Below are 22945 nucleotides of genomic sequence, written 5' to 3'. Positions count from 1 at the left end.
ACCAACGTTCACCAGGCGAACGACCGCGTCGCCGCTGTGGCAGAGAAGCCGGAGATCCGATGAGCATTCGCGACGTCCATATCGTCGACGCCGTCCGTACCCCGATCGGAAAGTTCGGGGGCGCCCTCTCCTCCGTACGTCCCGACGACCTCGCCGCCCATGTGGTGCGGTCGCTGGTGGACCGCTCCCCGGACCTCGACCCGGCCAGGATCGACGATGTGGTCTTCGGGAACGCGAACGGCGCCGGCGAGGACAACCGCGATGTGGCCCGGATGGCCGCGCTGCTCGCCGGCCTTCCGGTGTCCGTGCCGGGCGTGACCGTCAACCGGCTCTGCGGCTCCGGCCTCGAAGCCGTCATCCAGGCCGCCCGCGCCGTCGCCCTCGGCGACGCGTCGGTGGTCGTGGCGGGCGGTGTCGAGTCGATGTCCCGGGCCCCCTGGGTCCTCCAGAAGCCGGAACGGGCGTTCCCGGCGGGACATCAGCAGCTGTACTCGACCACCCTGGGCTGGCGGATGACCAACCCGAGGATGCCCGCCGAATGGACCGTCGCGCTCGGCGAGGGCGCGGAGCTGATCGCGGACAAGCACGGGATCACCCGTGAAGAACAGGACGCGTTCGCCCTCGCCAGCCACCGCAAGGCCGCCGACGCGTGGGCCGCGGGTCTGTACGACGGTGAGGTCGTCCCGTACGACGCCATAGCACTCGCACGCGACGAATGCGTCCGCGACAGCACTTCGATGGAGGCCCTCGCAAAGCTGAAGCCCTCGTTCCGCACGGACGGGTCCGGGACCGTGACGGCCGGGAACGCCTCGCCCCTCAACGACGGCGCCGCCGCGCTGCTGCTGGTCGACGAGGACGGACTGCGCGAGACCGGCCGCGAGCCGCTCGCCCGGATCAGGGCCTCCGCGGTCACCGGCGTCGAGCCGCAGCTCTTCGGCCTCGGTCCGGTCGAAGCGGTCCAGCGGGCCCTGGCCAAGGCCGGCCGTACCTTCGCCGACCTCACCACGTTCGAGCTCAATGAGGCATTCGCCGCCCAGTCGCTGGGCTGTCTCGCCGAGTGGCCCGGCCTGGACCCGGGCATCGTCAACCCGCGCGGCGGGGCCATCGCCATCGGCCACCCGCTCGGCGCCTCCGGGGCGCGCCTCGCCGGGTCCGTGGCCCATCAGCTCGCCGCGGCGGGTTCGGGTACGGGCCTCGCCGCGCTCTGCATCGGTGTGGGGCAGGGGCTCGCACTCGTCCTCGAACGCTGACGAGGTCCGCCCGGGTGACGGACACCCGGGCAACGGGCTGGGAAGCCGACAGGGGAAGCCCGGACCGAGGTCGTCAAGGACCTCGCCGGGCTTCAACCGGCCCACGGGCCAGCACTGTTGCTACGGGCGTCGGGCGTACGGGCGCGTACCGGACCGGCCCGTCAGGCCACCCCTTCGGCGCCCTGTCCCCCCTCGGCGCTCTTGGCCTTGGCGTCCGCCTCCGCGACCGACTTGCGCACCTCGTCCATGTCCAGCGCGCGGGCCTGGCCGATCACGTCCTCCAGAGCGGCCTCGGGCAGCGCGCCCGGCTGCGCGAAGACCGCGACATTGTCCCGGACGATCATGAGCGTCGGGATGGAACGGATCTCGAACGCGGCGGCCAGCTCCTGCTGTGCCTCCGTGTCGACCTTGGCGAAGACGAGGTCGTCGTGACGCTCCGATGCCTGCTCGTAGACCGGGGCGAACTGGCGGCACGGACCGCACCAGGAAGCCCAGAAATCGATCAGGATGAAGTCGTTCTCCGACACCGTCCGGTCGAAGTTCTCCTTGGTGAGTTCCAGAGTTGCCATGACCTGATACCTCTTCCTGCTCTCGGGGTGAGCCGCCTTCGACAACGGCGCGCGGCATCGCCGTATTCCAGGCCCCTGCCCGAAGATCGTGTGGCCATGCGAGGCGCCCCCCACCAGACTGGCCCCATGACGGAAGCTATGGAGTACGACGTGGTGGTGCTGGGCGCGGGACCGGTCGGGGAGAACGTCGCCGACCGCGCCAGGGCCGCCGGTCTGAGCGTGGCCGTCGTGGAGAGCGAACTGGTCGGCGGCGAGTGCTCGTACTGGGCGTGCATGCCCAGCAAGGCACTGCTGCGCCCGGTGATCGCCCGCGCCGAGGCCCGCCGGGTACCGGGACTGAGCCAGTCGGTGCGGGGACTGCTCGACACCGCGGCCGTGCTCGCCCATCGCGACGACTTCACATCGCACTGGAAGGACGACGGCCAGGTCGCGTGGCTCGAAGGCATCGGAGCCCGGCTCTACCGCGGGTTCGGCCGGCTGGAGGGGGCGAAAAGGGTCGTCGTCGCGGGCCCTGAGGGCGATGAGCAGGTACTGACCGCCCGTCACGCCGTCGCCGTGTGCACGGGCAGCCGGGCCGTCCTGCCCGACCTGCCGGGAATCGCCCGCGCCAAGCCCTGGACGAGCCGCGAGGCGACCAGCTCCCACAAGGTCCCGGGACGGCTCCTGGTCGTCGGCGGGGGAGTGGTGGGCGTGGAGATGGCCACCGCGTGGCAGGCGCTCGGTTCCGAGGTCACGCTGCTGGTCCGTGGCGACGGTCTGCTGCCCAGAATGGAGTCCTTCGCCGGTGAGCTGGTCGCCGAGGCGCTGACGGAGGCCGGGGCCACGGTCCGTACGAATGTCTCGGTCGCCGCGGTCGAGCGCGCCGGCGGAACCGGCCCGGTCACCGTGGTGCTGGCGGGCGGCGAGCGGATCGAGGGCGACGAGGTGCTCTTCGCCACCGGCCGTGCCCCGCGCACGGACGACCTCGGTCTGGAGTCGGTCGGCCTGGAGCCGGGCACCTGGCTCAAGGTCGACGACAGCTGCCGGGTCGTGGGCAGCGACTGGCTCTACGCGGTCGGGGACGCCAACCACCGCGCCCTGCTGACCCACCAGGGCAAGTACCAGGCCCGTATCGCCGGAGCCGCCATCGCGGCCAGGGCCCAGCAGGTGCCCCTGCTGGAGACCGACCCCTGGGGCGCGCACGCCGCCACCGCCGACCACGCGGCTGTCCCGCAGGTCGTCTTCACCGACCCGGAAGTGGCCTCCGTCGGTCTCACCCTCGCCGAGGCGCAGGCGGCGGGCCACCGCGTCCGCGCGGTCGACTACGACCTGGGCGCCGTAGCGGGCGCGAGCCTCTTCGCCGACGGCTACCGGGGCCGCGCCCGCATGATCGTCGACCTGGACCGCGAGATCCTCCGCGGCGTCACGTTCGCCGGCCCGGGCGTCGGGGAGTTGCTGCACTCGGCGACCATCGCGGTCGTCGGTGAGGTCCCGGTCGACCGCCTCTGGCACGCGGTTCCCGCCTACCCCACGATCAGCGAGGTGTGGCTGCGGCTGCTGGAGACGTACCGAGGCTGAGGAGCGGCCACGGTACGCGCCGGGATGCCCTGACGGACCTGCGCGCCGGGCTCGCCTGACGGACCCGGGGGAGCCCGGACCGGCCCGCACCGGCCCGGGCGCGGTGCTCCGCGTAACCGGACGGAAGGTCGGACGGAAGAGACGTCGCCCCCTTCCGCCGGGACTCACACGCCATTTGGGGGCAACGTGCCCTGCTCACGCCCAAGTTGCTGTGGCAGACTGCCCGTCATGGCGGTGGGAGCTGGGGGGTGGCGCGTGTGAGTGAGCCGAGGTCTGCCCCGACGATCGGTCAGTTGGTCCTCAGCAGGCAACTCCGCGCACTGCGCGAACAGGCGGGGCTGAGCCGCGAGCAGGCGGGCAAGCTGCTGCACATCACCGCGGCCACCATCCGGCGGATGGAGACGGCCGAGGTCGGGCTCAAGATCCCGTACGTGCAGATCCTGCTGCCCGCGTACGGCGTGTCCGACGCGGACTGCGAGGTCTTCCTGCGGCTGGCGGACGAGGCGACCGAGCCGGGCTGGTGGCAGCGTTTCCACGACATACTCCCGAACTGGTTCAGCGGCTACGTCAGCCTCGAAGAGGCCGCCACGACCATTCGTACCTACGAGCCGCACTTCGTGCCGGGGCTGCTCCAGACCGAGGACTACGCCCGCGAGGTCCTGACCACGGGCGCCGTGGGACGGACGACCGACCCCGGCAGGATCGAGCGCCATGTCGCGCTGCGCCGGGAGCGGCAGGAGCTGCTCACGCGCCCGGACGCCCCGTCCTTCTGGGCCGTGCTGGACGAGACCGTTCTGCGCCGGCCCGTCGGCTCGCCGTCCGTGATGCGCGCGCAGATAGACCGTCTGCTGGACGCGGCCGATCTGCCCAACGTGACCCTCCAGATAGCCCAGTTCGAGGCGGGCCATCACCCCGGCACCTACAGCCCGTTCGCGCTCTTCCGCTTCGATGTCCCCGAAGTGCCCGACATGGTCTACATCGAGTATCTGACCGGCGCGATCTATCTCGACGAAGCCGGCGAGGTCACCGACCACATGGAAGCGATGGACCGGATGGTGGCCCACGCGGAGTCCGCGAGCCGCACCAGACAGCTTCTCGTCGATTTCCGCAAAGAGCTCTGGAGTTCCGACTGAAGAGAGCCTGGGAGCGCCGACCGAGGAGCTGACTCCCGCCCCTCCTTCCCCCCCGTCCGTCGCAGTTCAGAAACGCAATGGAGCTCCCCCATGACCGCAGGCACGCCCAAGCCCCAGGTCGACACCAGTAAGCCCCATCCGGCGCGTGTCTACGACTACCTCCTCGGCGGCAAGGACAACTACCCGGTCGACCGGGAAGTGGGACAGCAGCTCCCCGAAATCGGAAAGCTCAGCGCCCGGCAGAACCGGGCCTTCATGCACCGTGCCTCGGCCTGGCTGGCCGGGACCGGCATCGACCAGTTCCTCGACATCGGCACCGGCATACCGACCGCGCCGAACCTGCACCAGATCGTCCAGCGGATCAGTCCGAAGGCCCGGGTCGTCTACACCGACAACGACCCCATCGTCCTGCGCCACGCGCAGGCCCTGCTGGTCAGCACACCCGACGGCGCGACCGACTACATCCAGGCGGATGTGCGCCGGCCGGAGGTGATCCTCGACCACGCCCGTACCTTCCTGGACTTCAGCCGGCCCGTCGCCATGTCCCTCATCGCCCTCATGCACTTCATCCCCGACGAGAACGACCCGTACGGCATCGTCCGCACCCTCGTCGACGCGCTCCCGCCGGGCAGCTGTCTGGTCCTCTCGCACGGCACCTTCGACTTCCACCCGCAGCTGGCGGCCCAGGTCACGGGGACATACGGCAAGGGCGGCATCAACCTGCGCTTCCGCAGCCGCACGGAGGTCGAGCTGTTCTTCGACGGACTCGACCTCGTCGAGCCCGGAGTGGTGACGGCCCCCGAGTGGTACAAGGACACGCCCCCTCCGGCGAACGAGGAAAACGCCGTCTACGCCGGAGTCGCCCGCATCCCCTAGAAGTCGCCGCCCAGTTCTCCCGCAGCAAGTGACCGCCACCACGGGCTTCCATACTGGGCGCATGTGGAAATGGTCGTTGACATCCGTAGGCGTGAACCTGCTGCTGGGACTTCCCGCTGTGGTTCCGGTATGGCTGCTGTGGTACTTCGCGGCGAACTGGCCGTTCGCCGCGCTCGGCTGGACCCAGCGGGAGCCGACGGAGAACGACGGCATGCTGCCTTGGTTCCTGTTCGGAGGGCCGGTGACGGTCGGGTTCACCCTGCTCTGGTGGCTGGCCAACCGCCCCGTGCGGCGCAGGGTTGCTGTGGCTTCCCCTTGGTACTGGCTGGCCAGTGCCTTGGTGACCTTGCTGCCGACGTTCGTGCTCGTGATCGTTCCATGAGAGAGGAACCGTAAGCGGCGAAGTACGTGCTCACCACCAGTGGCGACGCCATCGCGACGGGATGACGGTCGCTCGGGGTGTTATGGGGTCGGGACGTTGTACGACATCAGGGAGACCTCGCCGGCCGACACTCGCAACTCGGTGACCGCGCAGTTGCGGAGGCCCGGGAACACGCGTCGGTAGTCGGCTTCGGGGATGCCGAGCAGGCGGCACAGGACCAGCCGGAACAGGGTGTTGTGAGCGACCGTCAGGACGCGGCCGCCCTGGTGGGTGTCGGCCAGTCGGCGCAGGGCGGCGGCGCCCCGGGCTGCGGCCGCCGTCGGGTCCTCCCCGGCCGGCAGTGGATGGCCGGCCGGGTCGCCGCGGAACGCCTCGACCTCCAGCGGATGCGACGCCTCGAGTTCGCCGAGGGTCCGGCCCTCGGCGATCCCGAAGTCGACCTCGACCAGGTCCGGTTCGACCACGGCTTCCAGCCCCGTCGCGCGGGCCGCGGGCTCCGCAGTGCGCCGGGCGCGGGACAGGGGAGACGTCACGATCGCGTCGAGCCCGGCGCCGGAGGCCCAGGCGCCGAGCCCGTAGGCCTGCTCGACGCCCCGCGCGGTCAGGTCGATGTCACTGATACCGGCGTAGCGGTTCTCCGCGTGCCAGACGGTCTCACCGTGCCGGGCGAGGAAGAGGGTCGTCGGTGCGGGTGTCATCCGTGCTCCCGTGCGTAGGCGGCCGTCCTCGGGGGGAGCCAGCCGCGTCGTTCGAGTTCGTCGACGAGGGTGACGAAGGGCTCGGCGAAACGCCGGCTGACCTGCGGCCGCGGCTCCAGCACCGTACGGACGCGCACCATACCGCGGACGGCGGACAACGGTGTGGAGGTGATCCCGTCGGCGGGCTGAGTGGCGGGACCGGCGGCGGCCTCGGTACCGGGATCGGCGGCGGTCGCCTCGGGGGCCCCGCGCCGTGTCGCCGCGGCCCCGCGCGTCACGCCGTGCGCCGCGAGGACCGCCATGCCGAGGGCGGAGTCGGTGTGTTCGGGGATCGCGGCGGGCAGGCCCAGCACGTCCGCGCGGAGCTGGTTCCAGTAACGGCTGCGCGTGGCGCCGCCCGTGAAGGTGACCGGCGCGTCGACCGGGGCGCCCAGCAGGCGGACGTAGGCCAGGCACAGCCGTTCGACGAGCGCGACGCCCTGGAGCAGCGCGGCGTGGTGATCGGCGTCGTCGGCCGGCCGGCCGAGCACGAACGCCTCGGCGTCGGGGGCCAGGAACGGGAAGCGTTCCCCGCGTGAGACCAGGGGGTACGCGACGACGCTCGCCGGCTCCCGGTCCGAGGCGAGACGATCGAGGCGCGCGAGGTCGGCTCCGGGGAACGCCCGGGCCAGGGCGCCGGCGCCGACGCTGGACGCGCCGCCGGGGAGCCAGTGCCCGTCCGGGGAGCGATGGCTGTAGAGCACGCCCGCGGGGTCGCGGAGCGGGGCCGCGGTGACGCCCTTGAGGACGAGGGTGGTGCCGAGGACGGTGTTCCACCGCCCGATGTCCCAGGCGCCGGAGCCGAGTTGGGCGGCGCATCCGTCGGTCATGCCGGCGATGACCGGGGTGCCCTCGGCGAGGCCCGTACGGTCCGCCGCCTCGCGGCACACCGTCCCGAGCAGGGCGCCGGGGGCCACCACGGCGGGGAAGTCCAGCTCGGACAGGCCCAGTTCCTCGTGGACGCCGACGGGCCACGTACCGGTGTGCAGGTCGTAACCGGTCTTGAGGGCGTGGCTGGAGTCGGTCGGTACGGGCCGCCCGACGAGCCGGGTGGTGATGAAGTCCGCCTGGTGGCACACGCGGGCCCCCCTGAGCGCGCGGTCGCCCCCGAGCGCGCGGTCGCCCCCGCGCACCCGGGCGCCCCCGAGATCGGCCGCGACGCCGTCCCGGCCGGGACGGGTGAGCCACACGAGCTTGGCGAGGGCCCAGCTCGGCTGGATACGGTGGCCGAGGGACCGCCACACCTCGGCGCCGGTCTCCTGGGCATACCGGGCCTCGGCCCCGGCCCGGCCGTCGTCGTACATGAGCGCCGGCGTCAACGGTGCCCCGCGAGCATCGGTGAGCAGTACGGTGCCGGACGTGCCGCACACCGCCAGCCCCCGCACGCGCGCGCCGGAAAGGTGACGCAGTGTCCCGCGGATCGCGGCGACGGCGCCCGCCCACCAGTCGGCCGGAAGCTGTTCGTGACGGTCCCCGTCGCGGTGACCGGTGAGCGGGGCGGAGCCACGGCCGAGTACCCGCCCGTCATCGGTGACGGCCAGGGCGCGCACGCTCTGCGTACCGAGGTCGATCCCCATCCACACGTACTCGTGGCGTGTGCCCGTCACACGTACCCGCCTCACCTTCTCATCGCCCGTCCGGTGATCTCACGACGCTTTTCACATCGTGGTCACGCCTTCCACCGGATGGGCCGGCAAGCCACCGCCGGGCGGACATCCCGTTGTCCCACCTGGTGGGGAACGGGTCCTCGCGCCGATCGACGGGTTGACCCGGTCGCCGTCCGTGGGGAACACTGCCGAACGGTACATCACCAATCCATGTTATATCCTCAGGTCTTGATGTTACTGGTGAGGTCTCGGACGGAGGAGTGCGCGTGTCCTCACCTGTCCGTGGGCGACGGATCGGAACAGGACCGACGAATGTCACAGGACAAAAACCCCCGGGGCCCCATACAACGCCGCCGGGAGATCTCCGATCATGTGCTGACCGAGGGCTCGGCGTCGGCGTCGGACCTGGCGGAGCGGTTCGGGGTGAGTCCGATGACGATCTACCGTGACATCGACGAACTCGAACGCGAGGGCATCCTGCGGAAGTTCCGCGGTGGCGTCACCGCCCAGCCCTCCGGGGTGTTCGAGAGCAATGTCGCCTACCGCAAGCGATCCATGCGGTCGGAGAAGGAGGCCATCGCCGCCAAGGCCGTGACGATGATCGAACCCGGCATGTCCGTGATGATCGACGACTCCACCACCGCGCTGGAGCTGGCCCGGCTCCTCCCGCGCATCGAGCCGCTGACCGTCGTCACCAACTTCCTCGAAGCCCTGAACCTGCTCGCGGACGAACGCGGTCTGCATTTGATGGCCCTGGGCGGCGACTACGACCCGCTGCACGACTCCTTCCTCGGCGTGCCCTGCGTGGAAGCGGTCGAGGCCCTCCGGGTCGACCTGTGCTTCGTATCCACGTCGTCCGTCTACGGCGACTTCGCCTTCCACCAGGAACAGCGCATCGTCGCCGTCAAGCGCGCGATGCTCAAGGCCGCCGGCCGCACCGTACTCATGATCGACCACTCCAAACTCGGCCGCACCGCCCTGCACCGGCTGACCCCCCTCTCCACGTTCGACCTCGTGCTGATCGACGACCGCACACCGCCGGACGTCCTGCGCTCCCTCGACGAGCGCGGCGTCCGCTACGAGCTCGCGCCGACCTGAGAGCGCGGCAGCACGCCGCCCCGTGCTCCGATCCACCGCCAAGGAGGCCTCGACGATGAGAATCCTCGCCGCGGGTGACCACTTCGTCGCCCCCGAACTGCTCGCCAGGGAACTGACGGCCGAGATCGGCACCGGGCACACGATCGGTGAACTGCGCCTCCCCTGGCCCCTGACACCCTTCGGGCAGGTCGCCGAGGTCGACGAGGCGTCCGGCGACGAGGACACCGTCCGCGCCGCGCTGCGCGGGGCCCAGGTGTGCGTGACCCAGATGGCGCCGGTGACGCGGAAGGTCCTCGACGGCTCACCCGACCTGCGGCTGGTGGTCGTCGGCCGGGGCGGCCCCGTCAACGTCAACCTCGACGCGGCGAAGGAGCGCGGCGTCCAGGTGTGCAACACCCCCGGGCGCAACGCGGCCGCCACCGCCGAATACACGGTCGGACTGCTCCTGGCCACGATGCGCCGTATCCCGGAGACCTCGGCCGCGCTCGCCGCCGGCCGCTGGGCGGGGGAGTTCTACACGTACGACAACTGCGGCCCTGGCCTGGACGGAGCGACCGTCGGGCTGATCGGCTGCGGCGCGGTCGGCAGCCGCGTGGCACGCGCCCTCACCGCCCTCGGCGCGAACGTCTGCGTGTACGACCCCTACGCCGACCCGGACACCCTGCGCGAGGCGGGCACCCCCGTCGCCGGCCTCGACGAGCTGCTGCGCCGCTCCGATGTGGTCTCGCTGCACGCGCGGCTGACCGCCGAGACGCGCGGTCTGCTCGGCGCCCGCGAACTGGCCCTGCTTCCCGAGGGCGCGGTCGTGGTCAACTGCGCGCGCGGCGCGCTCCTGGACGAGGACGCGCTGTGCGACGCCCTGGAATCGGGGCGGCTCGGCGCGGCCGGGCTCGACGTGTTCGCCGTGGAGCCCCCGCCGCCCGGCTCCCGGCTGCGATCCGCGCCCCGGCTGGTCATGACGCCCCATCTGGCCGGTGCGAACACCTCGGTCGCGCACAACGCGGCGCGCGTCGCGGCGGCCGAGGTGGGCAGATTCGTGCGCGGTGAACCGCTCGCCCACCGCGTCGCCTGAGAGTTCACAACGTAGCCGCGCAGCAGTCGGCCCGACCCCGCGGGGGGAGGCGCCGCAGGCGGCCAGGAAGGGGAGACACGGTGTTCGTCGGACTGGACATGGGAACCTCGGTCGTCAAGGCGGTGGCCTTCGCCGAGGACGGCACGGCATTACGCGAGGAATCGACGCCGATCTCACTCGGCGGCCAGGGTGGACATGTCGAACAGGACGTGGAAGAGGTGGTCAGGGCGGCCACCGGCGTCCTGGCGGCGGTGACCGAAGGACGGACCCCGGTCCTCGTCTCCATCACCGGCCAGGGCGACGGCCTGTGGCTGGTCGACACCGAGGGACGGCCCGTACGCCCCGCCCTGTCCTGGATGGACGGCAGGGCCGGCGACCTCGTCGCGGGATGGATGGACGACGGCACCGCGGACCACCTGTACCGGCACACCGGAAACGTCCTGTTCCCCGGCTCCCCGGGACCGCTCATGGCCTGGCTCGACCGCAACGAGCCGCGGTCCCTGGACGCGGCCGCCACCGCCGCGTGCTGCAAGGACGTCATCCACCTGCGCCTCACGGGAGAGCGCGGCACCGACCTGTCCGACGCGTCGGTCCCCTTCCTCGACCCCCGCACCCGCGCCTACTCCCCGGACGTCCTCACGGCCCTCGGGCTCGGCCATCGCGCGGGCCTGTTACCCCCCATCGCGACGACCCTGCCCTACGGGGAGGCATACGGGCACACCCCGGGCCTGACGCGCGGAACCCCGGTCACCTCAGGACCGTACGATCTCCCCGCGAGCGCGATCGGCGCGGGGGTGACCGAGCCCGGTGACGGACTCCTGATCGTCGGTACGACCCTGGCGTGCCAGGTCGTCGTCGAGCGGGTCGCGTTCGAGGACGATCCCGTCGGGTTCCACCTCGCGACGGCCAGGCCCGACCGCCATATGCGGGCCCTGCCGGCGATGACGGGCACGGTCGCGCTCGACTGGGTGCTCGGCCTCACCGGCGCCACCCACGACCAGGTCTCCGGCATGCTGGACGACACCCCGCGCGGCGCCCGAGGAGTCGCCGCACTGCCGTACCTGTCACCCTCGGGCGAACGCGCCCCGTTCGTCGACCACACCGCCCGCGCGGAGTTCACCGGCCTCGATCTGCGGGCGTCACGCGCCGATCTGGTACGGGGCATGTGCGAGGCCATCGCCTTCGCCGCCCGGCACTGCCTGGAGGCCGCGGGCCTCACCGGCGAGCTGGCCGTATGCGGCGGTGGCGCGCGCAGCCTCTCCTGGCTGCGCCTCTTCGCCGACGTCCTCGGGCGCCCCCTGCGCGTCGCACGCGGACCGGAACCAGGCGCGCGCGGCGCCGTACTCGCCGCGGTCGCGGCCCATGGCCCGCGGCTCGGACGGGCGCTGGACACCGCCACCTGGACCGCCCCCGACGCCGTGGTCGACCCGGACCCCGCAGGCGTCGAATTCTACGAACAGGCCTACGCCGACTACCTGTTCCGCGTCGAAAGCGCCCGCCGCCGCTGGCGCGGCCCCGCCACCGCGCGCTGAAGTCACTGCCTGGGCCCTCTCCGGCGCCGGCCGTATTTCCTCGCTGCCCGGAGGAGGGGGCCGCTACCGTGGGTCCATGCCACACGCCTCCGCGCTTCTCGTCATCGACATGCAGAACTCCCTGGTGGCGCTCGCGTACCGGCCCGCCGAGACCCTCGCCGTGATCGCCGGGCTCCGCGAACGCGCCCGAGCCGCGGGCGTACCGGTCGTGACGATTCAGCACCGGGGCGACGGGATGGAGGCCGGTACGGACGGCTGGCGGATCGTGCCCGAACTCGCGCCCACCGCCGACGAGGCGGTCGTCCACAAGACCAGCGCGGACAGCTTCCTGGACACCGATCTCGACAAGACCCTTCAGGCGCTGGGCACCACCGAGGTGGTCATCACCGGGTTCGCGACCGAGATCTGTGTGGACACCACGGCGCGGCAGGCGCTGAGCCACCGGTACGACGTGGTGCTGGTGGCCGACGGGCACACCACCTCCGACCGGACCGACTCCGGTGAGTACGCCTCACCGGAGCGGTCGATCGCGCACCACAACGAGATCTACCGGCACCTCGACTTCCCCGGGCGGAGCATCCGTGTGCTGCCCGCGTCCGAAGTGGACTTCGCCGCGGCCCCGGCCCCGGCCCCGGCAACGGCGGCGGCGGATCAGGAGTAGAAGTTGCGCTGCCACCGGTGCTCGGCCAGTACGGCGAGCTGACCGGCGGTGAGCGGACGCCCGTCGCTCACGGCCGTGTTGCGTTCGACGTTGCGTACGGTGCGCATGCCGGGGATGACGGTGGACACCGCCGGTGAACTCAGCACGAACCGCAGCGCGTTCTCAGCGATCTCCTCGGGGGCGATGCCGAGGTCGGCGACGATCGCGGCCACCCGCTCTTCGACCTGCGCCGGGCGGTCGTCGCGGAAGTAGCGGTTGCGCCAGTCGCCCTCGGGGAACGTTGTGCCGGCGGTGATCCCACCGGTCAGACCGCCCTCGTCCAGAGCCACCCGCACGATGACCCCGACACCGTGTTCCTCGCAGGCCGGCAGCAGCGCGTCGGCGGGTGCCTGGTCGAAGAGGTTGTAGATGACCTGCACGCTGTCCACGGCGCCGCTGCGTACGAGCGCGAGTGCGCTGTCGGGCTGGTGGTCGTTGATGGAGACGCCGAAGAGCCGGATCTTTCCCTCCTGCTTCAGTTCGGCGATCGTCTCCAGCCAGTCGCCTCGGCCGAGCCAGTCATCGCTCCAGACATGGAACTGCAGTACGTCGAAGTGATCCAGGCCACTGGCGCGCAGACTGGTCTCCACGCTGGCGCGGATGTGCTCGCCCGGGAACGTCTCGGCCGGGTCCAGACCGGCGGGCGCCGGCCAGATGCCGTTCTTCGGCGGCACTTTGGTCGCGACGCCGACCTCGTCGCCGGTCCGCTCGCGGACGACCCGGCCGACGATCCGCTCACTCTCGCCGTAGCCACGGGCGGTATCGATGAAGTTCACACCGAGGTCGATGGCGCGGTGCAGCGCGCGTACGGACTCGTCCTCCGTGGCCCCCACCCAGCTGGATGCGCCGATTCCCCAGGCGCCGTAACCGATCTCGGACACGGACAGTCCACTTCGTCCCAGCTGGCGGTAGCGCACAGTCATCCTCCACGTCATGGTCCTCGTCCTGGCCCAGGTCCTTCACCAGGAATCACGCTGACCATTTTCACCACCCGCCCGGGTACATATGCAGCCGGACGGGCCCCAGCAGGCCGGTGACGCGTTGGCCCGGGAAGACGAAGTGGGTCGGGCTCGTCGCGTCCAGGTGGGGCGCGAGCGTGCCGAATACGCTGATCGCGATCGTGTGGGATCCGGGCCCGGCCAGTCCTGTCACATCGAAGACGTACGGGGAGCACACCCGTACACCGGCGGCGACGCCGTCGACCCACACCTCCGCCGTGCCGCGCACCCGCCCGAGATCGAGAGTCACCCGTCCCCCGGCGGCGTCGGCGGGCAGTGTCACCACACGGCTGTAGCGCACACCGCCGCTGTATTCGCCGAGGCCGCGTGTCTCCCAGTCCCCGACACGTGTCCGGCCGGGGCCGACCACGCAGCGCAGGGGACCGGCCAGGGCGGCGCCGCCCTGGTGACCCGGGTGGGTTTCCACACGCAGGGCGGCGGTCCGCGACCCGGAGGGGCCGTCGGCGGGCAGCTCGACGGTCACGGTGCGCGGGGCGGCGGCGCCTCTGGCGGCGCCGGTGGTCGCGACGTGCTCATGGCCGTCGACGAACACGGTCGTGTCGCCGTGTGTGTCCACCGTCAACCGGGTTGCTCCCGGCGGGAGTTCACACCAGAACCACTCCACCGCGGGCCGCCCTCCCGGGACCGCGAATCCGACCGGTACCACGGTGCCGTCGTCGGCGTCCGGGTCCAGCCAGGCGGCGCCGGGCAGCGGGTGCGGTCTGCGGCGCAGATACAGGGCGGCCGGGTCTCCCACCGGTTCGCGACGCACCACGACCGGTACCCGCTCGCCGACGCGCTCGGCCCACCACAGGGCGTCGCTGTGCACGGTCGCCAGGACGGCGGCGCTGTCGTCGTAGAGGACCGCGTCCACCAGTACGGCGGGATCGTCGCCGTCGGCCGTCTCCACCGTGATGTCGTTGTCCCCGGCGCGCAGGGCCGCCGCGATGTCGTGCCGCCGCACGCGCGGCACCGCGTGGTCGGCGTACGGATCGAAACCGCCCTGCCTGCCGACCATCTGCCCGTTGACGCGCAGGACGCACGCCCCGCGGGCGGCGACCTGGACGATCGCCCGTGTGGGGATCACCTTCAGGGCCAGGGTCGTGCCGACGGTGGCCCGGCCACCGGGCTCGTGGGGGCCGGCCGCGAGAATCCACTCCGGACGCCGGAACCGCTCCGGATCGCGGACCAGCGCACAGTGCGCCCGCAGATCCACGTCCTGATCGGGGGTCAGGTCCAGTTCGAGCAGCTGCCGGCCCGCGTCCGCACGGACCGGACCCAGGGCGAGATGGCCCCCGTCGTCCAGGGCGACGGGCACCCCGCCGAGCCGAACCGTCTTCGCCGCGGCCGCCCCGACCGCGAGAAACCCGTCGAAGGCGTGGCCGAGCAGCAGCTCGATCCGGACGCGCGCGACCGTCCCGGCGCCCGTCGGACCGATGTGCACGAACTCCTCCGGCACATGACCCTTGGGCCCCAGCACGGCACGGTGGACCGGGTCCTTGTGGATGCCCCGGGTGTCGGACCATTCGAGGGTCGAGCGAACCTCCTCGTCCGCGCCGAGCACGATCGCGCGCGGTCCGAACGTCGCGTGGACCGGTGGCCGGGCGGCGGCGTCGGCGCGGCCCGCCTCGGCCCATCCGTCGCGTACGCCGTCCTGGCCCGGCCCTTCCACCCGGTGCGCGAACGTACGGCACTCGGTTTCGGCGGGGCCGGCCGGCGGGCCGGTCGCGGGCCGCGCGAAGTCGCCCCAGGTGTTGTCGAGGGTGGGGACCAGGGTCATGTCCCAGTCGGCGTCCGCCGGGATCTCCATCGTGGTGGGGACCGAGCGCCCGGGCGGCGCGGGCGCCTCACGCCCGGGAGCCTCGGCTACCGCCCCCTTCCGCGTCCGGGCGGGAAAGACCAGTACCGCGGCGGGACCGGTGTCGAAAGGCACCTCGACATCCACCGCCCGGGCGTCGTCATCGGCCGTCCTGACCGGTACGACGCGGGGTTCGCCGCCGAAGGGGTCGAGCAGCAGGGCCGGGCCCTCGACGTCGCGTACCCGCACCCGCGCGACGCGCGCGTAGCGGCCGGGGTCGAAGTCGTAGCGGGCGTCGAGCCAGCCGAGCGCGGCGCCCCGCTCGTCGGGCGCGGCCACCGCCGCCCGGGTCGCGCGGGGGGAGGCCGCCGTCAGGAACACCACCGTGGCGTCCTCCACCCGACGCGCGAGCGCGGGGACCGATGCCCGGACGACCGGGCACGGCGCGCCCGGCGCCACGGCCAGGGCATCCGCGAGACCGGCCGCCAGGTCGTCCGTCGTGGGTACGAAGACGGCCCGGCCATCGGCGAAGCACGCGCGCAACTCGTCGCGCAGCTCGTCCAGGGCGGCGGTCCCGTCGGCTCCGTCCAGGCCGACGACCTGGTCGGGAAGGGCGCCGAGTGCGATCACCCTTCCGCCCGCCGAGGCGAACTCCACGAGCCGGCGTGCGGTGTCCCGTTCGAGGACCGTGCACGCGGACAGCAGGATCGTCGCGTACTCCTCGTCCGCGACGCTCAGCCGCACATCATCGTGGCCATCGGGCTCCCGGACACGGACACGGACGCGCGAGCGGGCGAGGGACGCGTCGTCGATCACGTCGGCGTCGAGACCCAGCCGGTCGAGCACACCAGGACGGGTCCGGAACCAGGCCATGTCCCCGACGAGTGCGAGATACGTCGCCTGGGCCGCCGCCGCCTCGGCACAGACGCCGTCGAGGGCGGTGCCCGTCTGCGCCGTGGTGGTAGGCAGCAGAACCGCGGTGTCGCACAGATGGTGACCGAGGCTCAGGATCGCGCACAGCCGGGTCACGGCGTCGGCGAAGACCCGGTGGTGCCGCCAGTAGGGCTGGCGCCAGTCGGTGCCGGGCGGCGCCCACTCCCACCAGCCGCCTTTGGTCGTGTAGTAGACGGCGTGCGGGTTGTAGAGGGTCGCGCCGGCCCGCAGCCACGGCAGGAGCCAGTCGAACGTCTCCTCCAGCGTGCCGCCCCAGCCGGTGGAGTGGAAGGCCTCGATCCAGGTGCGCGGCCGGCCGTACAGGTGCGCCAGCGAGGAGTGGATACGGGCGTCGCCGTGGTGGTCGGAGCCCGGCGCGGAGTACCAGCGGTGGGTACGGGCGTAATCGGCGTACAACGCGACGCCGGCGACGGGATGTCCGGCCCGCGCGGGGTCCTGCTGGTCGCAGCCGATGAGCAGCCCGTGCCGCTCGTGCCACGCGGCGAGGGGCCGGAAGAACGCCTCCTCGGCGAGTTCGGCGCGGGTCAGGTGGTAGTCGTGCCGTACCCGCCGGGCGTCCGGGTGCGCGCTGTCCTCGTACAGGGCGTCGAGGCACGGAGTGAGGTCGTAGCCGCGCAGCCGAAGGAAGGCATCGGCGAACTCCGTCGACCAGGTCGGCAGGGCCGGCAGTTCGTCCTGGAACGAACCGACGACGACGGTCCCGAGCCGGTCGCCGAGACGCCGCTCGAACTCCCCGTGCACCCGGTCCAGCAGCGCCGCGCACGCCCGCGCGCCCAGGTAGTCGAAGCCCACGGCCACCTGATGGTGGAGCGTCAGACGCCATCGGCCGGGCCCCGGTGCCCGTACGGCCCCGCCGTACGGGACGAGCGGGATCGCGGGGCCGACGGGCCGGTCCTCCCCGTCGACCGGTTCCGCCCGGCCCGCGACGGGCCGGCCGTGCGCGGGGCAGCGCAGCTCTCCGCCGCCGTCGACCACGGCACGTACGCGTTCGAGCCGGCGGCCGGCGTAGGCGGGCTGTTCGTCGACCAGCCGCGCCTGGAGGTCGGCGCCGGAGAAGCCGAGCTGGTCGTAGAACCAGAGGCCGACGCCGAGGTCCCGCGCGTCGTCGCACACGCCTTCGAGCAGCGCCCACCAGGCTTCGGAGAGAAACGGGGGGTCGTCGGCGTCGGAGCCGAACAGCGGTCCTGACGGGGCGAGGTTGAGCAGGACGAGGTTGAACACCCCGCCCTCCGCGAAGCGTTCGAGCTGGGCCCGCAGCCGAGCGCGGTCGAGTCGCTCCCCGCTCCACCACCAGAGGGCGGTGGGCGAGAACGCGCGCGGCGGTGCGGCCAGGACCGCCGCGATGCTCGCGGGCAGGGCGCCCGCGCCGGCGGGTGTGTACGTCATGGATCGGTCGTCTCCGTCGGTCGATGCGGGTTCCACGGCGCCGCCGGGGCGCCGGCTCTCAGCCCTTGAGCCCGCCCGCGAAGCCCTTGATCACGTAGCGCTGGAGGAGCAGGAAGACCACCAGGATGGGCAGGGCCGCCAGGACGAGACCGGCGAACACGAGGCCGTAGTCGGAGACGTACTGGCCCACGAACGAGAACACCCGTACGGGGACGGTCTCTTTGCCGGAGCCGCCCAGATACAGCAGCGGGGTGAAGAAGTCGTTCCAGATGAAGACCGCGTTGAGGATGATCACGGTGCCGGTGATGGGCCGCAGCAGCGGGAAGACGATCCGGGTGAACGCCTGGCGGTGGTCGCAGCCGTCGATGAGCGCGGCCTGCGCGTAGTCCGGCGGCAGGGCGCGGATGAATCCGGTGTAGAGGAAGACGGTGAAGGGGAGTTGGATGCCCGTGTAGAACAGGACCATGCCGTGGTAGGTGCCGAGCCAGCCGAGATCGTCGACGAGCTTGTACAGCGGGACCATCCCGAGCTGGAACGGCAGCACGATGCCCAGCAGGAACAGGATGTACAGCCCGTAGCCGAGTCCGCGGGCGCGGCGGGCCAGGTAGTAGGCGCCCGTGGAGCCGAGGACGATGAGCAGCAGCAGGCTGACGACGGTGATGATCGTGCTGTTGAGCAGGGCGGGTCCGAGGGACGCGGAGGACCAGGCGTCGCCGAAGTTGCCCAGGGTGGGCGGATCGGGTGGTGAGAGGGGCGACTCCGCGATCTGCCGCGGGTCCTTCATCGCCAGGGTGACCAGGGCGTACACCGGGAACAGGAAGACGGCCGCGGCGGCGGTCATGACCAGTTCGAGGCCGTACTGCCCGTACCCTCGCTTCGGCCTTGTGGTGGTGCTCACGCGGTGACCTCCCTGGCGCGCAGATAGCGGAGCTGGACCAGGGAGACCGCGGCGACGAACAGCGCCAGGACCAGGGCGACGGCGGTGCTGTAGCCGAACTTTCCGTAGACGAACGCCTCCTTGTACAGCACGGTCGACAGCGTCTCGCTGGAGGTACCGGGTCCGCCGTTGGTGGCGGCGTAGACCTGGTCGAAGAGTTTGAGGCCGCCGATGGTCGAGAGCATCAGGTTGATGGTCAGCGCCGGGGCGAGGAGCGGCCAGGTGACATGGCGGAAGCGCTGCCATGCTCCGGCTCCGTCGATCCGGGCGGCCTCGTGGAGTTCGGCGGGGACGCCCTGGAGACCGGCGAGGAAGACGACCATCGAGTAGCCGGCGTACTGCCACACGACCATCGCGGCGACCGACCAGAGGGCGAGCGAGGGATTGCCCAGCCAGTCCTGCCGCAGCCCGCCGAGACCGACGGCTCCCAGTACGCCATTGAGGCCGGCGCCGTTGTCGGGGTTGTAGATGTACTTCCACAGGAACGCGACCATGACGGGGCTCACGACGGCGGGGGCGAAGAAGATCACCCGCAGCAGCGACCGGGACCTGATGTTCGCCTGGACGCCGAGCGCGAGCAGCAGACCGATGCCGTTCTGGACGAGGACCACCGCGAGAGTGAGCGTCAGAGTATTGCCGACCGATTCCAGGGCACGGTTGTCGTCCAGCAGCGTGCGGAAGTTGTCCAGGCCGACGAAGGAGAAGCCGCCGACGCCGGACCAGTCGGTGAAGGCGTAGACCACCCCGGCGAGGCTGGGATAGAGAACGACGGCGGCGTACACGACGAGCGCGGGTACGACGAAGATCCACGGCGGTACGGTGAGGTCGCGGCGGAGCCGGGCCGGGCGGTTTCCTGACGCCTCCCCGGGCCGGGAGGTCACGATTTCTTTCCGTAGGCCTCGTCCATCCGCCCCAGCGCGCCGTTGACGTCCGTCTCGCCCGCGAGCAGGTCCTGTACGGCCGCGAAGTGGGCGGGCTGCACCTCGGCGTTGGGCCAGCGCTGGTCCATGAAGGGGACAGCGCGATTGCCGTCGATGACGGGCAGGAAGTCCGCCAGCACGGGATCGATCACGGTGGACGCGTCGCGCTTGAACGGGATCGCGGAGACGGCCGTCGCCCAGCGGTTGATGTTCTCCTGCTGTCCGAGGAATGCGACGAAGGCCTTGGCCCCGGCGGTGTTCTTGGCATGCGCGGCGACGCCGAGGCCGACGACGATGCCTGCCGGGATCCACTGCTTCGCGGCGTCGTCACCGCCGGGGAAGGGGAACATGCCGAGGTCGTCGGGGCCGGCGGCGGCCTGGCGGAAGGTGGCGAGGACGGCGGAGACCTGGACGGCCATGGCCGCCTTTCCGGTGGCGACCAGCGAGGTCTGCTGTTCGAAGGTGGTGCCGTTGGGGTTGTCGTTGAAGAAGCCTCGGCGCTGCAGCTCCTGGTATTTCCCCAGCGCGTCGGCCCAGCCCGAGCCGCGGAACGTCGCGCTCCCCGCGGCCATCTCCTCGTCGAAGCGGGGGTTCGCGGCATAGACGGCGTTGGGGACCAGGGCGTAGCTGATCAGCTGGGTGACCCACTGGGTCTGCGCGCCGAGGGCGATCGGCACGATGCCCTCGGCCTTCAGCCTGGCGCAGACGTCGAGTAGTTGGGCCCATGTCCTCGGAGGCTGGACGCCGGCCTTGGCGAAGACCTTCTTGTTGTAGATCGCGCCGATGACGCTGCTGCCCGCCGAGTACAGATAGGTCTTGCCCTCGCGGCGGTACGCGGCGTCGAAGTTCGACGGTATGTCGCGGGTCCACGCCTGCGCGCCGAGATCGGCGAGCAGCCCGGCCCCGGCCAGCTCGGCCATGGACATCGCGCTGCCGCTGCCGGGGAACAGCACATGCAGATCGGGTGCGTTGCCGCCGGCCAGCTGGGTGCGTACGACGGTCTGCACCTGGTCGGTGGGGGCGAAGGAGGTGGTGAAGCGGTCGTCGGGATGGCTCTTGCGGTACAGGGTCAGGAGTTCCTCGATCGGCTTCTGCTGGTCGGCGACGCCGACTATGCGTACCGTGCCGGAGCCGCCCGAGTCCGAGCACGCCGTGAGGACCGGGGGCAGCGCGGTGACAGCGGCGACGCCACCGCCGATACGGAGAAACCCTCGGCGGCTGACCCTGCCCTGGCCGGGCAGGCTGCGGGAACCCGTGGTCATGGTGTGTCCTCCTCGTGTTTCGGCGGGCGGCACGGACACGTCGGCGGTAGCCCTGGGCGGCACGTCGACGCGCGGGCGCGCCCGCTGCCGGGGGACCGGACACGGGCACGTCCTCCCTACGCGCCGCAACGGCGCATCACCGCGGTCGCCCGTCGTCACTCGTCCGGCGTGAAGACGACCACGGTGCATGTGAAATCTCACGCCAATTCTGTGGCGTGGAGACTATGAGCCCGCTACGAGGAGTGTCAAGGGTGTTACCGAGAAGCGTGATCCGCCACCGCATAACGTGATTGAACTGCCCATACTGGCGTCTGCGACAAGCATGGGGCCCCAGCGGCGGGTGCTCTTGTGACACCGGATTCGTATGTGATATTCACCGTGTGATTACCACATGAACGGACGTTAAATCACGCGTCGATCCCACCGGGCCAGGCGGGATCCCGCACGACGAACGGACCAGCATTCATGCGTAGGAACAGTGGGACCGGCGGCGCCGGACGGGTGGGCAGACGCGCGATGCTCGCCGCCTCGGGGACGGCCGCGCTGGCGCTCGCCGCGGGCGGGCTCTCGGCCGGCCGGGCCGGCGCCGACGAGCGCTTCCGTGAGGACCCCTTCACCCTGGGAATCGCGTCCGGGGATCCGTGGCCGGACGGATTCGTGCTGTGGACCCGCCTCGCACCCCGCCCCCTCGACCCCGACGGCGCCGGCGGCATGCCGCCCCACTCCGTCGGGGTCTTCTGGGAGGTCGCGGCCGACGAGCTCTTCCGGCACGTCGTGCGCCGGGGGTGGACCCGCGCGGTCGCCGAACTCGCCCACTCGGTCCACATCGAGGTGAAGGGGCTGCAGCCCGGCCGGGAGTACTTCTACCGCTTTCGCGCCGGCGGCGTGCTCAGCCCCGTCGGCCGTACCCGCACCGCGCCCTCGCCGTACAGCCGCCCCAAGGCCCTGAACTTCGCCTTCGTCTCCTGCCAGGCCTGGTTCGAAGGCTTCTACACCGCCTATCAGCACCTCGCCGAGGAGGACATCGACCTCGTCCTGCATCTCGGCGACTACATCTACGAGAACCCCATCGACGCCATGGGCGGGGTACGGAACGTGCCCGTGGCCGCCGAGCTGCGCCCCGAACCGATGAACCTGGTCCAGTACCGGAACCGGCACGCCCTCCACCGCTTCGACCCCGACCTCATCGCCGCCCACCGGGCCCATCCGTGGGCCGTCGTCTGGGACGACCACGAGGTCGAGGACAACTGGGCGCGCGACATTTCGAAGGTCGACACCGAACCCGACGGGGATCCGGCGGTCTTCCGAGAACGCGCCGCGGCGGCCTTCCAGGCGTACTACGAACACCTCCCGCTGCGCCTGCCCAACAAGCCGAGGGGCTTCGAAGCCCGGATGTACCGTGGACTGCGCTACGGCCGGATGGCCACGTTCCATATCCTCGACACCCGCCTGTTCCGTGACGACCAGCCCTGCGGCGACGGCATCAAGAGCGGCTGTGACGAACGGCTGTCACCCGGCCGCAGCCTCCTCGGCGCGGAACAGGAGCGCTGGCTCTACAACAGCCTCGGGCGGTCCGACGCGACATGGAACCTGATCCCCCAGCAGATTCCCGTGGCCCAGGTCGACACCGACCCCGGCCCGGGACAGTCCTTCGTCATGGACTTCTGGGACGGCTACGTGGCCTCGCGGCAGCGGCTGTTCCAGCAGATCGGCGACCGTAACGTGCGCAACCCCGTAGTTCTGACGGGTGATATGCACCGCCACCTCGCCGCTGACCTCAAGCAGAACTACGACGACCCGGACTCACCCACGGTCGGCGTCGAATTCGTCGGCACCTCCATCGCCACCGGGAAGGACGGCATGGACCTCGACCCCTCGGGGGCGAGCCTGCTCGCGGCCAACTCGCACATAAAGTTCACCAACTACCAGCGCGGCTACGTCCGCTGCTCACTCACGCCGGAGACCTGCCGGGCCGACTTCCGGGTCCTCCCGTACGTCACCACCCCCGGCGCCCCCGTCTCGACCCGCACCTCCTTCGTGACCGAAGCGGGCCGGCCCGGCGTGAAACCCGCCTGACTCCCGGAGCCGGACGCGTCGGACGTGCCGGTCCGCACGGACCGGCGCTCCGGCGGTTCGGACAACGTTGTCTGAATTGCCCATGAGTTGAGTAAAGGTTA

General features: G+C 71.5%; 18 protein-coding genes. 10 read left to right on the top strand and 8 right to left on the bottom strand.

From position 1 onward, the window contains the following. Nucleotides 1-59: 59 nt before the first annotated feature. A complete protein-coding gene (locus ACFVWW_RS03455) occupies nt 60-1250 on the top strand; it encodes a thiolase family protein (protein WP_386875683.1) in 1191 nt (396 codons plus the stop codon). Nucleotides 1251-1411: 161 nt separating this feature from the next. Here the strand turns inward: ACFVWW_RS03455 and trxA are convergent, their stop codons facing one another. After that, a complete protein-coding gene (gene trxA, locus ACFVWW_RS03450) occupies nt 1412-1819 on the bottom strand; it encodes a thioredoxin (RefSeq protein WP_384187568.1) in 408 nt (135 codons plus the stop codon). 126 nt (nt 1820-1945) lie between these two features. Here trxA and ACFVWW_RS03445 point away from each other — a divergent pair, with 126 nt between their 5' ends. The 4 genes from ACFVWW_RS03445 (at nt 1946) to ACFVWW_RS03430 (ending at nt 5767) form a co-directional block, all read left to right on the top strand. Then, the gene (locus ACFVWW_RS03445) at nt 1946-3376 is read left to right on the top strand and encodes a dihydrolipoyl dehydrogenase family protein (protein ID WP_386875681.1); all 1431 of its coding nucleotides are present in this window, start codon (nt 1946-1948) and stop codon (nt 3374-3376) included. Between the two features lie 257 nt (nt 3377-3633). Beyond that, nucleotides 3634-4509 (top strand): helix-turn-helix domain-containing protein, encoded by an 876-nt coding sequence (locus ACFVWW_RS03440; RefSeq protein WP_384187573.1) that lies wholly within the window; start codon nt 3634-3636, stop codon nt 4507-4509. 90 nt (nt 4510-4599) lie between these two features. Continuing rightward, entirely contained in the window at nt 4600-5385 is a 786-nt protein-coding gene (locus ACFVWW_RS03435; RefSeq protein ID WP_386875679.1) for an SAM-dependent methyltransferase, read from the top strand. A gap of 91 nt (nt 5386-5476) precedes the next feature. Continuing rightward, nucleotides 5477-5767, top strand: a complete 291-nt coding sequence (locus ACFVWW_RS03430) for a hypothetical protein (protein WP_384187578.1) — start codon at nt 5477-5479, stop codon at nt 5765-5767. Between the two features lie 80 nt (nt 5768-5847). Here ACFVWW_RS03430 and ACFVWW_RS03425 read toward each other — a convergent pair whose 3' ends face one another. Beyond that, nucleotides 5848-6465, bottom strand: a complete 618-nt coding sequence (locus ACFVWW_RS03425) for a histidine phosphatase family protein (RefSeq protein ID WP_384187580.1) — start codon at nt 6463-6465, stop codon at nt 5848-5850. Next, entirely contained in the window at nt 6462-8081 is a 1620-nt protein-coding gene (locus ACFVWW_RS03420; RefSeq protein ID WP_386876720.1) for an FGGY-family carbohydrate kinase, read from the bottom strand. Before ACFVWW_RS03420 ends, ACFVWW_RS03425 begins: the two co-directional genes overlap by 4 nt. Nucleotides 8082-8423: 342 nt before the next feature. Between ACFVWW_RS03420 and ACFVWW_RS03415 the strand changes: the two genes are divergently transcribed. The 4 genes from ACFVWW_RS03415 to ACFVWW_RS03400 all read left to right on the top strand — a co-directional run bounded on the left by ACFVWW_RS03415 (nt 8424) and on the right by ACFVWW_RS03400 (nt 12474). Further along, on the top strand, nt 8424-9209 hold the full coding sequence (locus ACFVWW_RS03415) for a DeoR/GlpR family DNA-binding transcription regulator (protein WP_386875676.1): 786 nt from the start codon (nt 8424-8426) through the stop codon (nt 9207-9209). Between the two features lie 55 nt (nt 9210-9264). Further along, nucleotides 9265-10281, top strand: a complete 1017-nt coding sequence (locus ACFVWW_RS03410; protein ID WP_386875674.1) for a 2-hydroxyacid dehydrogenase — start codon at nt 9265-9267, stop codon at nt 10279-10281. An 80-nt stretch (nt 10282-10361) separates the two neighbouring features. Then, on the top strand, nt 10362-11813 hold the full coding sequence (locus ACFVWW_RS03405; protein ID WP_386875672.1) for an FGGY family carbohydrate kinase: 1452 nt from the start codon (nt 10362-10364) through the stop codon (nt 11811-11813). 76 nt (nt 11814-11889) lie between these two features. Further along, entirely contained in the window at nt 11890-12474 is a 585-nt protein-coding gene (locus tag ACFVWW_RS03400) for a cysteine hydrolase family protein (RefSeq protein ID WP_386875671.1), read from the top strand. Here ACFVWW_RS03400 and ACFVWW_RS03395 read toward each other — a convergent pair. The 5 genes from ACFVWW_RS03395 to ACFVWW_RS03375 all read right to left on the bottom strand — a co-directional run bounded on the left by ACFVWW_RS03395 (nt 12465) and on the right by ACFVWW_RS03375 (nt 20768). Next, nucleotides 12465-13430, bottom strand: a complete 966-nt coding sequence (locus ACFVWW_RS03395; RefSeq protein WP_386876718.1) for an aldo/keto reductase — start codon at nt 13428-13430, stop codon at nt 12465-12467. The genes ACFVWW_RS03400 and ACFVWW_RS03395 overlap by 10 nt on opposite strands. A gap of 67 nt (nt 13431-13497) precedes the next feature. Continuing rightward, a complete protein-coding gene (locus tag ACFVWW_RS03390; RefSeq protein ID WP_386875669.1) occupies nt 13498-17649 on the bottom strand; it encodes a hypothetical protein in 4152 nt (1383 codons plus the stop codon). 58 nt (nt 17650-17707) lie between these two features. After that, nucleotides 17708-18547 carry a carbohydrate ABC transporter permease gene (locus ACFVWW_RS03385; protein WP_384187595.1) on the bottom strand — a complete coding sequence of 280 codons (840 nt, stop codon included), beginning with the start codon at nt 18545-18547 and terminating at the stop codon, nt 17708-17710. Continuing rightward, nucleotides 18544-19467 (bottom strand): carbohydrate ABC transporter permease, encoded by a 924-nt coding sequence (locus ACFVWW_RS03380; protein WP_384187597.1) that lies wholly within the window; start codon nt 19465-19467, stop codon nt 18544-18546. The genes ACFVWW_RS03385 and ACFVWW_RS03380 overlap by 4 nt, the downstream gene beginning before the upstream one ends. After that, nucleotides 19464-20768, bottom strand: coding sequence for an ABC transporter substrate-binding protein (locus ACFVWW_RS03375; RefSeq protein ID WP_386875666.1), 1305 nt, complete (start codon nt 20766-20768; stop codon nt 19464-19466). Before ACFVWW_RS03375 ends, ACFVWW_RS03380 begins: the two co-directional genes overlap by 4 nt. Before the next feature lie 465 nt (nt 20769-21233). Between ACFVWW_RS03375 and ACFVWW_RS03370 the strand changes: the two genes are divergently transcribed. Beyond that, entirely contained in the window at nt 21234-22844 is a 1611-nt protein-coding gene (locus tag ACFVWW_RS03370; protein WP_386875664.1) for an alkaline phosphatase D family protein, read from the top strand. Nucleotides 22845-22945 lie beyond the last annotated feature (101 nt).

Origin of the sequence: Streptomyces sp. NPDC058198 (assembly GCF_042882605.1) — a bacterium.
GTDB lineage: Bacteria > Actinomycetota > Actinomycetes > Streptomycetales > Streptomycetaceae > Streptomyces.
This window is presented reverse-complemented; position numbering and strand designations above follow the sequence as displayed.